This is a genomic window from Psychrobacter fulvigenes (assembly GCF_904846155.1).
GTDB classification, from domain to species: Bacteria; Pseudomonadota; Gammaproteobacteria; order Pseudomonadales; family Moraxellaceae; genus Psychrobacter; species Psychrobacter fulvigenes.
This window is the reverse complement of record NZ_CAJGZP010000001.1, coordinates 645011-659699: the sequence shown is the minus strand read 5'-3', so window position 1 is coordinate 659699 and position 14689 is coordinate 645011. Positions and strand designations below refer to the sequence as shown.

Sequence of the window (14689 nt, the reverse complement as noted above, 5' to 3'; positions counted from 1 at the left end):
ATTATTTATCATTACTGATTGGTAGTGATAACCCATACAGATGTTATGACGACATTTAGTCACTCTAAAACACCATCGATTTATCTTGTTTATATATTTTACTGTATAGTGGATTAATCCATATTAATCTTTATATGATAATGACAGCTTATTAATTTACCACCTTCAAACACCTTAATATTCATTTTAGTACTTACAAGGAATCCATTATGGATGAGAACAAAGCCAAAGCTCTTAAAGCAGCGTTAGGTCAAATCGAAAAGCAGTTTGGTAAAAATACCATCATGCATCTAGGCGATGATTCAGCTATCATGGATGTGGATGTCGTATCAACAGGCTCATTGGGTCTAGACATTGCACTCGGCATAGGCGGCCTACCAAAAGGGCGTATCGTTGAAATCTATGGCCCTGAAAGCTCAGGTAAAACCACCATGACCTTGCAAGCTATCGCAGAGTGTCAAAAACAAGGAGGCACTTGTGCCTTTATCGACGCTGAGCATGCGCTTGACCCTGTCTATGCCCGCAAGCTTGGGGTAAACACTGATGATCTATTGCTTTCTCAGCCTGATAATGGTGAGCAAGCACTTGAAATCACTGATATGCTGGTACGCTCGGGTGCGATCGACATGATCGTTATTGACTCGGTTGCTGCGTTGACGCCACGTGCAGAGATTGAGGGCGAGATGGGCGACTCCCATATGGGCTTGCAAGCACGCCTGATGAGCCAAGCACTACGCAAAATTACTGGTAACGCCAAACGCTCTAACTGTATGGTGGTGTTTATTAACCAGATTCGTATGAAAATCGGTGTGATGTTCGGCAGCCCTGAAACCACGACTGGTGGTAATGCGCTCAAATTCTATGCCTCAGTTCGTATGGATATTCGCCGTATCGGTGCCGTCAAAAATGGCGATGAAATCATCGGTAACCAAACCCGTGTCAAAGTGATCAAAAACAAAATGGCTCCTCCCTTCCGTCAAGCGGAGTTTGAGATTACTTATGGTGAAGGTACCAACCATCTGGCAGAAGTGATCGACTTAGGCGTTGAGATTGGTGCAGTCGGCAAAGCAGGCTCTTGGTATAGCTATGGCGATGAAAAAATTGGTCAAGGTAAAGCCAACTCTGTGCTGTTTTTAAAAGAAAACCCTGCTATCGCGAAAGAAATTGAAGATAAGATTCGTGATGAAAAGCTTGGGTCAAAAAAGAGTGCCAAAGCAACAGATACTGAGGAAGCTGACGCAGCGCTGGCTTCTGAACCTGTACAATAACGGCTTCATTATTCACCGTTATCAATGATCATGACTTGTTATGAAAATTAAAACCTTAGCTGAAATACTCGCTGAATCGGAAACCGATTCAGCGAGTACTCCTCGTGTTAAATCAAAAAATCTTACTACACCTTCTAAGCGTTCTAGCCCATCTACACCATCATATAAAACCAAACAATCCATTAAAACGCGCAAACGCTCGATCCATTCAGACAAAGAGCAATCGGTGTACGATGACTCTATTGTTGATGTAGCACCAAGCGACTCACCTTCCCTTACCCATCAAGAACCCTCTAAGTCCAAAAAGCATAAGAAGCGCAAAAAACGTTTTCACCCAGCGGCTAACTTTGTCCCTGAACCTAGTGATGTTCCTGTTTATCAGCCACCTGAAGCGCAAAGTATCAAGGAGATGCTGGCTGAGGTTAAGCGTGACGTTCATGATGCGACTACCAATAGCGATGACCAACAAAAAGAGCTCGCCAAAAACACTCAAACAGATCTCGATAACCTACCCTCTGCGCTCAAAGCCTATCTACGCACTCCAGAACAAAAACAAGCTGAGATTGATGCTATCAAAGCGGAAAGTCGCTTGCGTTGGTTGGCTTTTTATTATTTATCACGGCGTGAGTACGGCAAAGCTGAGCTTAAACAAAAACTGCTCGATAAAGAGCAAGATCCAGAAAAAATAGAGGCACTACTCGATGAGTTCGAGGAAAAAGGCTATCAAAGTGATTACCGTACGACACTGATGCTGATTCGTGAGAATATTCGTAAAGGTCGTGGACGCGCTCGTATCAAGCAAGAGTTTTATCGCAAGAAGGTAGAAATGCCAGATAATATCGATGAGCTCATTGATATGGCAAATACAGAATCTGAAGAGTTTAGCGAGTTTGTTGACGATAGCGAAGATAGCCTAATCGAAGGCGTTGACTGGCTCAAGCTTGCCGTCACAGCACGCACCAAAAAATACGGTGACGACATTCCTACGGAGCCAAAAGACAAGGCTCGCCAGCTGCGGTTTTTACAGTATCGGGGTTTTAAGGGTGACATTTGTTTTCAGGCTCTTAACCATACCTTAGAAACCTTGGACGAACGCTTCTAGGCTTTTATAAACCCAAAAAGAGCACACCATTCAGTGCACTCTCTATTTAACTCTAGTTGCTACGGCTTAACTTTAGTAGTTACGGTTTAGCTCTAGTTATTATGGGCGTAGGTAGGTAGCAAGGCTTTATTTTAGCGTACCTAAGCGTAAGCGGCTTGAGATTTGATTAACAATCTGATCAATCTCTTGGTTAGCTTCTGATTCGTTGTCTAAATTGCCATGGGGCGTCAACTGATTGACGACTTCAGGTAATAATTCAGCGAGACCTTGACGAACTTCTGCTTCATTGGCGCCCGTATGCGCAGCGACTTGTTGAATTTCAGTGGTATCAAATAAACGAGTAATATCATTAGGGTCCAAATTATCATTAACCTCATTAGTACTCATCCAAGAGCGTGCTTGGTTATCAAAACCCATGCTGGTGATCTTTGATAGTGCGCCACCCAAGCCACCATTTCGCTGAATCCAGCTCATCACCATAGGTAGCAGTGCCGCAACTAGCATGCCTTTACCGCCGCCAAAGCCACTCCTATTGGTTTGACCGCCTAGCACACTACCCAGTATGTCACCCAAACCACCTGCGCCAGAGTTGGTGTTAGCACGCTGATTGCCGTTACCACCGATCAGGCCACCTAAAACATCGTCTAAACCAAAGCCGTTATCTGCTTGATTGTTATTAGGGCTATTAGCGCTGCCACCTAGTACCCCGCCTAAAATATCACCAAGACCACCGGTGCGACGCGGATTAATATTTTGGTTCACTGGGTTACGCTTTGAGTCTTCTGGATCCATAGCGCTACGGGCGACTTGTGTAATTAAATTTCCTAATAAGCTCATAATGTCATCCTTTTATTATCATATTTCCATTATCACACATGTCATCATAACTATCTGAGATCTGTGTGATTTGAGTCATTTTTAATATGCATAGCTTTCAATGCATTATTATTCAGTAATGCTGTCTAATACCATTTCCAAAAATTAGAGTAACGCGAAAAACTTGTGCAAGTACTACAGCTAGTAGGCTTAGCAAGTTTGACAACGTTAATCGCACTTTTTGGGTTTGGTATAATATAGCAAATCCTGCTGACTGGTAAGATAAGTGTTTTGTTATAGCGTGTAGGACTTCATTAGCTTACTGTTATGAGCCAAAGTACAGCTCAAACTTTGAAGGTATGACCTTTAACTAAGGTGTGTCGATTACATTGGCCAAGATCATCAGCTGTCGCCATTCATCCATACTCACTTGATCTCGATATATAATGACAGTCAATGACCGTTTAAATGGTTCGATCGTCTCAAAACTAAGACTTATTAGCCAGCTATAATTATTTACCTTATTCAAATCAGCAAGCCACAGCTCGTCACCTCGACCTGTACGCATCAGCAGCTGCCAGTCTTTATTTATCTGCTTATCTAAAGGCGGCTGACTTAAGTGTAGTAATATCGGCCGTGAGAGAGCCAAATAACTCACTACCATGACACTGATAATGACTACCAGCACATAGTGCCACAATAATAACTGTGCAAACCATGCCAATATTATTATTGTAATTATCAGACCTGAATACAACAGGGTACGCAAATAGCTATTTGGCTTAATGACGGTGTCAATACGTAGCGATCCTGCCTGCTCGACATCTGCCACGCTATCGCGCACCTGAGGTGGTCGTATCGTAAACCCTAGTCTTTTGCATGACACCACGTTTTAATTTTATTGACCAAGGTCCATATAGCCTCATCATCTGGACGGCTTTGATTGGTAAAGTAATCCAATAAATCAGGATCTTCATGAGTAAGCATCTGGGCAAAAGCAGCTTGCTCCGCAGGATCAGCGGTCAGATACAACTCTTTGACATAAGGATCAATATAAAAGTCTAACTCTTTTAAACCGCGGCGAGCTTGATAAATAATACGGCGCTGCTCATTGGTTGGTTCTGGTTGCATGTTTCTGGTCATATCGCTTGTCGTCCTATCGATGGTTTCATTGATTAAAAATATAAATGCTTTAATTGATGACACGCCCTAGAATGTTAAGTGTTTGATTCATAGTATGTCTGTGATATTTATCAAGCTTAGTCAGGATTGATGTTTATTATAAGCAGACAGCTGAGTCCATAGTGCCACGGCTTGCTGCATCATCGCTACATTATGCGTGCGAATGATACTCGCACCCTGTTGTAGAGCAAAAAGTCCCGCTACCATTCCTGCGGCATCACGTTCTAACGCTTGAGTATTAGCAACTGCTTCAACTCCGCTTCTGCTCAATACTTCCGCTAAAAAACGCTTGCGCGAAATCCCAAACATCATCGGCAATCCGAGTGCTTGTAACTTTTTAAGCTGACTTAATAAAGCACAATGATGCTCGTAGTTTTTAGCAAAGCCAAATCCAGGGTCAATAATTATTTTTTCACGTTTGACACCGAGAGTTAACACCTCATCAATACGCGCAGCAAGCTCAGTACTGACCTCTTCAACCACATCATCATACTGTGCCAAATCATTCATGGTCGTTGGCTCACCACGCATATGCATCAGCATAACTGGTATATCAAGCGCTGCCGCTAACTGGGCGGCACCTTCGCGCTTAAGCGCTCGTACATCGTTCCAGATATCAGCACCTGCAGCAAAAGCTGCCTGCATCACCGCTGGATTACTGGTATCAATAGACAGCCAAATATCATGACCAAAATACTGTCTGATGGCTTGCACAACTGGTACAACACGCTGAATCTCTGCAGAAGTGGCAACAGGGTCAGCATTTGGACGCGTAGATTCACCGCCAATATCAATAATCGTTGCGCCTTCACTCATCATTTGCTGACAATGTTGAAGGGCTTTATCGACCGCATTGAACTGCCCACCATCCGAAAACGAATCTGGCGTTACGTTGAGAATACCCATAATATGTGGCTGCGATAGATCAAGCACCTTGTCGCGGCTCGAAACGCTATAAATAGGTAGGGGCTCAAATAATGACATAAACGATCCATCATAAATAAGGTTTATAAGTAATACCATTTCCAAAAATTAGAGTAACGCGGAAAACTTGCGCAAGTACTACACCTAGTAGACTTAGCAAGCTTGACAAAGTTAATCGCACTTTTTGGGTTTGGTATAAGAAAGTTTTGATCTTATTATCTGTGCTTATGATACCAGTAAATCTTACGCTGTCCTAAACCCTTCATAAAATGATGCCAATAAAAAAGCCCTTTATAAAAATAATGCCAGTCAGTTAAGGCAAAAACTCAATAAAAGTAATAAAATAGCCCATCTAATAAGTAGATGGGCTATTTTACTATGAGACTACAAGACGCTATTAATGAGACGCATAAAAGGATTCCAGACACCCTAGAACAATTTAGTGAATTAATAGACCCTGAGTGGATACAGCAAGCTTTAGAGTATACCGGCAAGGCGAGCATTAGAAGGCGTAAGCTACCTGCCGAACACGTTGTTTGGATAGTCATCGGCACAGCTTTATATCGAAACCGTTCAATTTGGTATATCACAGAGCAGATGCGGCTTAATATAGACTCACAGGCCTGCGTACCCAGTGCAGTCGTACAAGCAAGACAACGCCTCGGGCATGAGCCTCTAAAGCAGCTATTTCATCAACTAAGTGCTCACTACCAAACAGAATCACGAGCCCAGCAGCAAGACTTTATGGGACTTAGCGTCCAAGCTGTAGACGGTGTCGTATACTCACTACCCTATACTGATGAGAACCTTCAGTACTTTAGTTCAAGCAAAGGCAGAACCAAAGAGGCGCCCTATCCCCAAATGCGTTCGGTATGCCTGATCAATACTGACACGCATGAGATCATTGACACAACCCTTGGAGATATGGGTCAAGGAGAGATCACATTAGCCCGTCAGCTAAATATTCAAGACAACAGCATTACGCTCTTTGATAGAGCCTATTTCTCAGCAGACCTACTTATCAGTTGGCAACAAACCCATCCAAACAGTCATTGGCTTATGCGGGCTAAAGATAATCTGCGTTACACTGTGATTGAAACCTTTAGTGAAGGGGACTACTTGATACAAATGCCGGTTTCTCCCCAAGCTCAAAAGAAAAATCCAAACCTACCCGATACTTGGCAAGCTCGATTAATTGAGTGTCGTTATGAGGGTAAGACAAGACGATACATCACCTCTTTAATAGATGATAAACGCTTTACTAAGGATAAAGTGGCACAGCTGTATTTGCAGCGCTGGGAGATTGAGATGGCTTTTAGGGAAATTAAGTCTGATCTACAGGAGGGGCTGGTATTAAGAAGTAAGCTGCCACAGCTTGTGTTACAAGAGTTCTGGGGGCTTATGATTGCTTATAATCTGATAAGACGTTTGATGCGATATATGGCTGTTAGAGCTAAGGTTAGCCCTCTACGAATTAGCTTTCATATGGTGTCTATTACGATTGTTGATCTTTTACGGTTTGCGCCTTTACAGGCTGCAGGACTCTTCCCTAAGTTGTTAGATGCAGTTTTAGAGGAAGGAAAATTGTTTGTCATTCCTGAACGCAGAAAGCGATCTTGCCCGAGGGTGGTTAAGGGTAAACCACAAAAATATCCCAAAAAAAATACCAGTCAGCCTTAACTGACTGGCATTACTTTATAAAAAGGGCTTTTGATATTCGAGATTAATTAACTATAGGATTACATCGCTGGTAATGGTGGCGGTGTTGGTCCAGTGGTTTTGATATCGTTTTTGGACAGATTCACCTCATTGTGCTGATACACTCTTGGTGGACGTGGCTCTTCACCTGCCAAGATATCTTGCAACTGATCGCGGTCAATCGTTTCCCACTTCATTAACGCATCAACCATTGCGTGCATCTTTTCTTGATTACCTTCGATAAGCTCACGAGCAATATCATACTGCTCTTCTAGCATACGGCGCACTTCTTCATCAACCTTCTGCTGCGTGGCTTCTGATATCGTACGGCTGCTAGAGCCAAAGTAACCTTGTGAGCTGTCTTCATCTTCATACACCATAATACCAAGTGCATCAGACATACCGTACTTAGTGACCATCGCCCGTGCCATTTTGGTTGCACGTTCAAAGTCGTTTGAAGCACCTGTCGACATCTGATTGATAAATACTTCTTCGGCGATACGACCACCAAATAAAATAGCAATATCATTGAGCATTTTTGACTTATACATGCTGGTCTGATCATGCTCAGGCAGCTGCCAAGTAACACCAAGGGCAAAGCCACGCGGCATAATCGTTACTTTATGCACCGGATCCGTACCAGGTAGCAACTCAGCGACCAAGGCATGGCCTGCTTCATGATAAGCAGTTGCACGGCGCTCTTCTTCACGTATGACCATAGACTTACGTTCAGGACCCATATACAGCTTATCTTTAGCATCTTCAAAATCATTCATATCGACACTGGTCTTGTTACGACGTGCCGCAAATAATGCTGCTTCGTTTACAAGGTTGGCAAGCTGTGCACCACTAAACCCAGGTGTACCACGAGCAAGTGAGTTGGCATCCACACCAATAGTATTTGGTAGCTTACGCAAATGCACCTTTAAAATTTGTTCACGGCCTTTGATATCTGGCAAGCCAACTTGTACTTGACGGTCAAAACGACCTGGACGTAATAATGCTTTATCAAGAACATCCGCACGGTTGGTTGCAGCAATGACGATAACGCCTTCATTACCTTCAAAACCGTCCATCTCAACCAGCAACTGGTTAAGCGTCTGCTCACGCTCATCATTACCGCCGCCCATACCTGAGCCACGATGACGACCGACTGCATCAATCTCATCAATAAAGATGATACAAGGGGCGCTTTTCTTTGCTTGTTCAAACATGTCACGTACGCGAGAGGCACCAACACCAACGAACATCTCTACAAAATCAGACCCTGAGATTGAAAAGAAAGGGACTTTGGCTTCACCAGCAATGGCTCTGGCTAATAGTGTCTTACCTGTACCTGGAGGACCTACCATCAAAATACCACGTGGGATGATCGCGCCAAGCTTGGTAAACTTGTCTGGATCACGTAAGAACTCGACAACTTCAACGACTTCTTCTTTGGCTTCTTCACAACCAGCCACGTCTTCAAAGTTGACGTTAATTTGATCTTCAGTCAGCATTTTGGCTTTTGACTTACCAAAGCTCATCGGACCGCCGCCTTTACCGCCAGCACCGCCTTGCATATTACGCATGAAGAATAGAAACAGACCAATAATTAATAAAATTGGGAAGCTGGCTATCAGCAGTTGCATCAATACGCTTTGGCGTTTCGGTGCCGTTCCTTGAACTTCGACTTGGTTCTCACGCAGCATTGGCATTAGCTGGTCATCAGCTACAGCTGGCCTAATGGTTTCAAAGGTTGAACCATTTTTCTTTTCGCCGGTGATTTGTTCACCGTCGATCTCAACACTGGCTACTTGGTTCTCAGACACTGCGGTCACAAACTCAGAGTAGTTAAGGCTATCCGGCTCTGTCGATTGGTCAAAGCCGCTAAACACCAGCACTAATATGCCGATTACCACCAGCCACAATAAGGTATTTTTTACCATGTCGCTCACTAGTTATTCCCATCCCTTACTTATTGGTGGGTTTACTAAACACGTGACGCCTTGTAATGTATCATTTAGTCTTTGCGATATCATTCAATCTTTACATTCATATCGTATCTCGATACTTGCATGCTCATCTTACCGCATATTAAAGTATAAAAGAGACACAAATAAAAAGAATAATGCAGAAAGACTACTCACATTATCAAGCGACTTTGCTTGAAACAAAGTTAATATAACAATTATATGTGGTACTGACTGGCATAATTCAAGCAAGCGCTGCGTTTATTCAGTTAACTATTGTAGCGGTTTTCTACTATTTAACCTACTCAATCAGTCCCCTAAAACTAAGCATCACTACTCTATACTGACGTTATAAACTATATTAGTTATAAGCTATTTAATAGCTATCCAAAACATCTCTTTCGAACGTGGTCGTGATGCAGCAGGTTTGATACTACGAATCTTACTAAATTTAGACTGCATTTGCCTGCGTAATTCTTGAGCCCCTTCACCTTGAAACACTTTCATAATAAGGGCGCCACCTTCTGGTAAGGTTTCCAAAGCAAAGTCTACTGCAAGCTCGCACAAGTACATCATTCGTGGCTGATCTATGGCACTATTGCCTGCCGTATTAGGCGCCATATCGGACAACACCACATCCACTTGCCTATCGCCAACCTCTGCCATGATAGTGTCGAATACATCTGCTTCGCGAAAGTCGCCCTGAATAAAGGTGACGTCTGGCAAATTATCCATCGGCAAAATATCAGAGGCGATCAATATGCCTTTTTCTCCGACAAGTTTGCTGGCGACTTGTGACCAACTGCCAGGTGCACTGCCTAAATCAACGACCGTCATGCCTTTTTTGATAAGATTGGTTTTTTCATTGATCTCTAATAACTTATAAGCGGCGCGCGCACGATAGCCATCTTTTTGCGCTTTTTGTACATAATGATCATCAATATGCTCTTTCATCCAAGCACTGCTGCTTTTTGATAATTTTTTGTTTTCAATACGCGTGGCCAAAACACCTGCTCCTCTTACTTTTAAATGCATTGATACATAATTTGTGAACATCCATGACGCTATTATCCATCAATCAAAGCTATAGACACCATTGTCAGTCATACTGCTTTGCTCATAACTGAAATAAACAGTAATGTTAATGATTTAACAGATTTATCTGCTAACAGCGTCTATAATGCAACAAGTTATCCAGTTTAACATTTCCATCACCTAAAATCGTGCAGAATCCTGCTGATTTCATGCAAGATGGAGACAGTTTATCTATAATGGGTATTAACTTTTTTAATGATATTCTCTACCGCTTTTATACTTCGCTATTTTTTACACTTGGCTATAATAAAAGTGGTAACTTTTTTCAAGATCAACTTTTATTTTTACAAATATTTAGGACATTTATGCAACTCGATAACGCTACCCTTAAACGCTTAAAAGGTATTGGTCATGAGCTCAAACCTATTGTCATGATTGGCAACAAAGGCATCACACCCTCGATCACTGAAGAGATTGATCGCGCCCTTACCGATCACGAACTCATCAAAGTAAAGCTACCTGCAGGCACGAAAGAAGAACGTGATATCGTTGGAGCTGAGCTTGCCAAAGCGGCTAATGCTTCTTTGGTACATTCTATCGGTCGTATGGCGTTGTTACTCCGTCAAAACCCGAATGCCAATCCAAAGCTATCCAATCTAGTTCGTCACGCTCAATAAGACAATGCTATTCGTATGGACTCTAAGGTAAAAGTTCATTGGGATAGATCAACAAGGCCACGTTCATTCTGTTCGTGGCCTTCTTGTAATTAGTATTGATGGTTCAGTATTTTTATCAGTATCTCTATCATTATTGCCACGTTCACCCTCGATAAGTAAAAACTTCATTCACTACTGCTATTCTTATATATAACATTACTCTCACTCATCATGCTTAATGAATTTTCACTATGAGCCAGACCTTTACCTTAATACTAGCTACCGACAGCATTGCAGCAGACGCAAAACAGCTGGGCGTCAGTCCTGCGCAGCTACAAGACATTAGCATACAAGTTGATGCTTCGGTTGTGCAAAAAAATGCCCTTCCATATAGTGATAATCAAAGCATGGCATTACAGCTATGGCTCAGCTATCAGATACAGCTACCTTCATCCATACTGGCTGAGCAACTGTGCTGGCCTGCATGGCGTGAGGATCAGGTTGGTTTTGCCGACTACTTATGGGAGCAGACCTGTCTTGAGTGCTTCATTAGTAGCGATAGTGCTAATAGTATAGAGAATGACAACAGCTATATTGAGATAAGCGCCAGCCCAAGTGGACAGTACGCCCTTTATCATTTCCAGAGCTATCGCAATCCAGCAAAGTTGCCCCCAATGCCTTTGATACAAGCGAGTACTGGCAAGCGCGCTCATATCATCTGGCCTGCTACCCAATCGAAACCCTCTAAATCTCAGCGCTATGATGGTAATTATAACTACCACTGCAGACTTGGTTTCTCTCTAGATCAGCTACCCTCTACATCATCTACCAAAAGTAGGCTTGAGAACCTAACTCATGACTTAAATGGTGGCTTGGATAGTGGCTTAAACATCTCTAATACTAACGGCCATCATAATGCCATTAAGCTCATCCATCCTTGTCTGATTTTATGGTTCGGTGATACTGCCTTATACTTTGCGCCCGCTCATGCTTCTCCCCCTGACTTTCATCAACGCTGTCATTGGTCACACTTTGACTATCAAGCCGCAGCTGCTACATAGCCATTACTGTCTACTAGAGCGTGTTCTCAACTCAATCTGAGCAACAAGCTCTAAATAGGCTAAAAATAGTTACAATACAAAAAACAACTAACTGCATCAACCTTGTTCAATTGGAGAGATGAGGCTTGCACTCTTTTTCCTTACTGCTCTAATTTAAAATACTGCATAAAAAAACCCAGTAATATCATTAAAGACATTACTGAGTCTGGAGAAAACTTTAAATTTTATGGCCTAACTATTTATTAAATCTGATTATTAGGTCTTATTTGTCAGCCATAGCAAGGTAGATGCCACGATCTGATGCATCATCAACGTATTGTGAATCGCGCCATGTTGTATAGCTGTGAGTGCCGCTGTAAGGGCTAATGCTTTTTTGACGGAAATCTGATACCCAGCCGTTGCCATCAAATATTTGAATGTGCCCATGTGGGCGTCTTGAGGTGCGGTCATAAACGACAACATCACCAATTTGTGGTGGCATATCATTACTGATTTTAGTGAAGCCTGCCTGTGCTAGAGTGCCACGAGAGGCATACTGATATGCTGAAGGGTTGGGCGTAAACTCGTATCCCGCAGACTGTAATGCTTTACGTACATAACGGGCACAGTAACCAGAGCTTCTAGACAGTGCTGCTCGTGATGCACGGGCAGCTGCAAGTGCAGGTGCTGAGTTGCTATCTGGTACGCGGCTACTGGTTTGCTGCTGACGCTCATAAGATAGACGACTGGTTAGTGAGGCAAGTTGATACTCTTTTTGCTGAGCATGAGCACTTAGGTTATCGATAGCCTGACTGATTTCGTCATTGCTAAAGACATGGGCGCCACTATTAGTACTATAAATATTACGGCTAGAACCATAATTATTTGAGGCTGAGATATTAGTGATGGTATGAGTCAAGGTATTATTTGGTTGAAAGGTCGTTTCGACAGCACCACTCGTTTGTGCTATGCCCATTCCCAATACTGACAAAATTAATAAAGCTTGTTTCATAAATTTACTACCTATTGTTAATACAAGATTGCCTGCCATCCATAACAAAGCATCGATTAATTTAGAGAATATAATCATGAGACAATCATGATAAAATTCTGAATACAGCCGCTTACTATTTAGTCTACAGTGGTCAACCTAGGCATCATTGCCAGTGTGGTTGCTCACCTCGTAAATCGCTCGCTTTTCATTCTATCTATAAAGTTGAGCTTGCTAATCTTGCAAATCGGCTTTATCACCTAATTGATGAGTAAACACGATGTCAAAAAAACAGCCTAATCGGCTCGCTCAGCTTATTGATCATCAAGAGTTCGCGGGTAGCGCGCTACCTAAAACTCTAGCTGATAATATGCAGCTTTATACAAAGGCCACTGATGAGGTAAAAAAGCTTCTGGTAGATTGTCTACCTGAGGAAATACTTGATAACTGTTGGGTTGTGGGCTTAACTCCTGAGCAATTAACGCTCAGCGTGGGCTCGGTCACAGCAGCCAATCATATTCGTTATTTACAAAACGCCTATTTGCAGGTGTTAACAGAGCAGTCAATTACATTTCAACAACTCAAGCAAATCCGTGTCGTGGTAACAAATACACCAGCTGTAAATCCATCGTCTAATCAACATTTAGCATCATCAACGACAGCTTTAAAACCTCATAAAGCCAATGAAAATCAGGCTCTTAGCCAAAACACAAAGCGGACTATAACACAGGCTGCAAAGCATGTCACCACTGATAAAAACCTCAAAAAAGCACTTTTGCGCTTGGCTGATGAGTAAAAAAACAGTCGTTTACAATGTAAAGTTATGTAAGTAATTTAAGTTAAACGCCGTTTTTGGCATAGACAATCACTGATTTTATAAACAAAAAAAATCATCTAAAAGTTGAATCCAAAATATGGACCTAACCTCTAGATGATTTGTAGTTGGATAAAGCTTTTGTATACTCTGGGTTGGAGAAAGTGCCACAAAAAACCCCAACACATATATTCATTATTACGATTATAATTTGCACGTTATCAAAGGTCGACTATGTAATCTTACGTAAGTGTTGCGATACATCATGTATATTTGCGTATTCATCCTTCAACGGTCATACCTTTTAAGGGCAAATATTCGATAGGACAGGTTACATTGTCATCAAAAGTTACAATTTCAAAATTATTTTTATCTGACAATACTTCACGTACCAACATGTTATTTAAAGCATGACCAGATTTATAAGCATTGAAACGGCCTAAAATAGGATAACCAATCAAGTATAGATCGCCTATGGCGTCCAATATCTTGTGACGGACGAACTCATCTGCAAAACGCAAGCCTTCAGCGTTGAGTACGCGCGCATCATCGATGACAATGGCATTATCCATGCTACCGCCTAATGCCAAATTATTCTGACGTAACGTCTCAATGTCCTGCAAAAAACCAAAAGTACGAGCTTCACTTAATTGTTCGATGAAGTTTTGCGTCGAAAACTGCAACTGTGCGTGTTGAAAGTCTTTATTAAACGCAGGATGATCAAAATCAATCTCAAAGTTTAATTCAAACCCATCATAAGGACGCAGCTCCGCCCATTTGTCATCGACATCTACTCGCACTGGGCGCACTATTCGTAAAAACTTCTTTAAGCCTTCTTGCTCACGAAAACCTGACTGTAATAACAAACCTATAAAAGGTGAGGCACTGCCATCCATAATGGGAATCTCACTGGCAGAAACCCGTATTAATAGATTATCGATACCAAGACCAGCAACTGCACTCAATAGATGCTCAACCGTACCGACACGTGTTCCACCAAAAACCAAGTTTGAGGACATCATCGTATCTTGCACCAAGAAGGCACTGGCAGGAATAGGCGTACTCCCCACTATGTCAGAGCGCTCAAAAACAATGCCTGTATCTACAGGTTGGGGATGAAACTCTAAATCGACAGGTTCGCCACTATGTAGACCGATACCTGTGATAGCGATGGCTTTTTGTATGGTTCTTTGATTCATGGCTAGTTCCTC

The 14689-nt window shown here is 42.3% G+C and carries 14 protein-coding genes; 6 read left to right on the top strand and 8 right to left on the bottom strand.

Annotated elements, in window-relative coordinates; genetic code table 11:
- Positions 1 to 209: 209 nt before the first annotated feature.
- Both recA and JMX03_RS02920 read left to right on the top strand, forming a co-directional pair.
- Positions 210 to 1268 carry a recombinase RecA gene (gene recA / locus JMX03_RS02925; RefSeq protein WP_201575536.1) on the top strand — a complete coding sequence of 353 codons (1059 nt, stop codon included), beginning with the start codon at positions 210 to 212 and terminating at the stop codon, positions 1266 to 1268.
- 40 nt (positions 1269 to 1308) lie between these two features.
- A complete protein-coding gene (locus JMX03_RS02920; protein WP_201594351.1) occupies positions 1309 to 2370 on the top strand; it encodes a regulatory protein RecX in 1062 nt (353 codons plus the stop codon).
- A 126-nt stretch (positions 2371 to 2496) separates the two neighbouring features.
- Here JMX03_RS02920 and JMX03_RS02915 read toward each other — a convergent pair whose 3' ends face one another.
- The 4 genes from JMX03_RS02915 to folP all read right to left on the bottom strand — a co-directional run bounded on the left by JMX03_RS02915 (position 2497) and on the right by folP (position 5352).
- Positions 2497 to 3207, bottom strand: a complete 711-nt coding sequence (locus tag JMX03_RS02915) for a YidB family protein (protein WP_201594349.1) — start codon at positions 3205 to 3207, stop codon at positions 2497 to 2499.
- A 349-nt stretch (positions 3208 to 3556) separates the two neighbouring features.
- The gene (locus tag JMX03_RS02910) at positions 3557 to 4018 is read right to left on the bottom strand and encodes a hypothetical protein (protein WP_201594347.1); all 462 of its coding nucleotides are present in this window, start codon (positions 4016 to 4018) and stop codon (positions 3557 to 3559) included.
- A gap of 35 nt (positions 4019 to 4053) precedes the next feature.
- The gene (locus JMX03_RS02905) at positions 4054 to 4317 is read right to left on the bottom strand and encodes an FAD assembly factor SdhE (protein WP_201597731.1); all 264 of its coding nucleotides are present in this window, start codon (positions 4315 to 4317) and stop codon (positions 4054 to 4056) included.
- A gap of 132 nt (positions 4318 to 4449) precedes the next feature.
- Positions 4450 to 5352, bottom strand: a complete 903-nt coding sequence (folP, locus tag JMX03_RS02900; RefSeq protein ID WP_201594345.1) for a dihydropteroate synthase — start codon at positions 5350 to 5352, stop codon at positions 4450 to 4452.
- A gap of 303 nt (positions 5353 to 5655) precedes the next feature.
- Between folP and JMX03_RS02895 the strand changes: the two genes are divergently transcribed.
- A complete protein-coding gene (locus tag JMX03_RS02895) occupies positions 5656 to 6972 on the top strand; it encodes an IS4 family transposase (RefSeq protein WP_265090441.1) in 1317 nt (438 codons plus the stop codon).
- A 59-nt stretch (positions 6973 to 7031) separates the two neighbouring features.
- Here JMX03_RS02895 and ftsH read toward each other — a convergent pair whose 3' ends face one another.
- Positions 7032 to 8927: an ATP-dependent zinc metalloprotease FtsH gene (gene ftsH / locus JMX03_RS02890; RefSeq protein WP_201594343.1), complete on the bottom strand. Its 1896-nt coding sequence runs from the start codon at positions 8925 to 8927 to the stop codon at positions 7032 to 7034.
- Positions 8928 to 9314: 387 nt separating this feature from the next.
- Positions 9315 to 9947 (bottom strand): RlmE family RNA methyltransferase, encoded by a 633-nt coding sequence (locus JMX03_RS02885; protein WP_201594341.1) that lies wholly within the window; start codon positions 9945 to 9947, stop codon positions 9315 to 9317.
- A gap of 395 nt (positions 9948 to 10342) precedes the next feature.
- Between JMX03_RS02885 and JMX03_RS02880 the strand changes: the two genes are divergently transcribed.
- Together JMX03_RS02880 and JMX03_RS02875 are read left to right on the top strand one after the other, a co-directional pair.
- Complete coding sequence (locus tag JMX03_RS02880) at positions 10343 to 10654, top strand: YhbY family RNA-binding protein (protein ID WP_201575548.1); 312 nt, start codon at positions 10343 to 10345, stop codon at positions 10652 to 10654.
- A 230-nt stretch (positions 10655 to 10884) separates the two neighbouring features.
- On the top strand, positions 10885 to 11694 hold the full coding sequence (locus JMX03_RS02875) for a DOMON domain-containing protein (protein WP_201594339.1): 810 nt from the start codon (positions 10885 to 10887) through the stop codon (positions 11692 to 11694).
- A 262-nt stretch (positions 11695 to 11956) separates the two neighbouring features.
- Here JMX03_RS02875 and JMX03_RS02870 read toward each other — a convergent pair whose 3' ends face one another.
- A complete protein-coding gene (locus tag JMX03_RS02870) occupies positions 11957 to 12685 on the bottom strand; it encodes a CHAP domain-containing protein (protein WP_201597727.1) in 729 nt (242 codons plus the stop codon).
- A 259-nt stretch (positions 12686 to 12944) separates the two neighbouring features.
- Here JMX03_RS02870 and JMX03_RS02865 point away from each other — a divergent pair, with 259 nt between their 5' ends.
- Positions 12945 to 13460 carry a hypothetical protein gene (locus JMX03_RS02865; protein ID WP_201594337.1) on the top strand — a complete coding sequence of 172 codons (516 nt, stop codon included), beginning with the start codon at positions 12945 to 12947 and terminating at the stop codon, positions 13458 to 13460.
- Between the two features lie 299 nt (positions 13461 to 13759).
- On the opposite strand, the gene lpxC is transcribed toward JMX03_RS02865, so the two are convergent.
- On the bottom strand, positions 13760 to 14677 hold the full coding sequence (gene lpxC, locus JMX03_RS02860; RefSeq protein ID WP_201594335.1) for a UDP-3-O-acyl-N-acetylglucosamine deacetylase: 918 nt from the start codon (positions 14675 to 14677) through the stop codon (positions 13760 to 13762).
- Between the last annotated feature and the right edge of the window lie 12 nt (positions 14678 to 14689).

What these genes read in the sequence shown, in the direction of transcription:
- JMX03_RS02920 (WP_201594351.1), top strand. Translation starts at nt 1,309, where the DNA reads ATGAAAATTAAAACCTTAGCTGAAATACTCGCTGAATCGGAAACCGAT.
- JMX03_RS02865 (WP_201594337.1), top strand. Translation starts at nt 12,945, where the DNA reads ATGTCAAAAAAACAGCCTAATCGGCTCGCTCAGCTTATTGATCATCAA.
- JMX03_RS02875 (WP_201594339.1), top strand. Translation starts at nt 10,885, where the DNA reads ATGAGCCAGACCTTTACCTTAATACTAGCTACCGACAGCATTGCAGCA.
- folP (WP_201594345.1), bottom strand. Translation starts at nt 5,352, where the DNA reads ATGTCATTATTTGAGCCCCTACCTATTTATAGCGTTTCGAGCCGCGAC.
- JMX03_RS02895 (WP_265090441.1), top strand. Translation starts at nt 5,656, where the DNA reads ATGGGCTATTTTACTATGAGACTACAAGACGCTATTAATGAGACGCAT.
- lpxC (WP_201594335.1), bottom strand. Translation starts at nt 14,677, where the DNA reads ATGAATCAAAGAACCATACAAAAAGCCATCGCTATCACAGGTATCGGT.
- JMX03_RS02905 (WP_201597731.1), bottom strand. Translation starts at nt 4,317, where the DNA reads ATGCAACCAGAACCAACCAATGAGCAGCGCCGTATTATTTATCAAGCT.
- recA (WP_201575536.1), top strand. Translation starts at nt 210, where the DNA reads ATGGATGAGAACAAAGCCAAAGCTCTTAAAGCAGCGTTAGGTCAAATC.
- JMX03_RS02915 (WP_201594349.1), bottom strand. Translation starts at nt 3,207, where the DNA reads ATGAGCTTATTAGGAAATTTAATTACACAAGTCGCCCGTAGCGCTATG.
- JMX03_RS02870 (WP_201597727.1), bottom strand. Translation starts at nt 12,685, where the DNA reads ATGAAACAAGCTTTATTAATTTTGTCAGTATTGGGAATGGGCATAGCA.
- JMX03_RS02880 (WP_201575548.1), top strand. Translation starts at nt 10,343, where the DNA reads ATGCAACTCGATAACGCTACCCTTAAACGCTTAAAAGGTATTGGTCAT.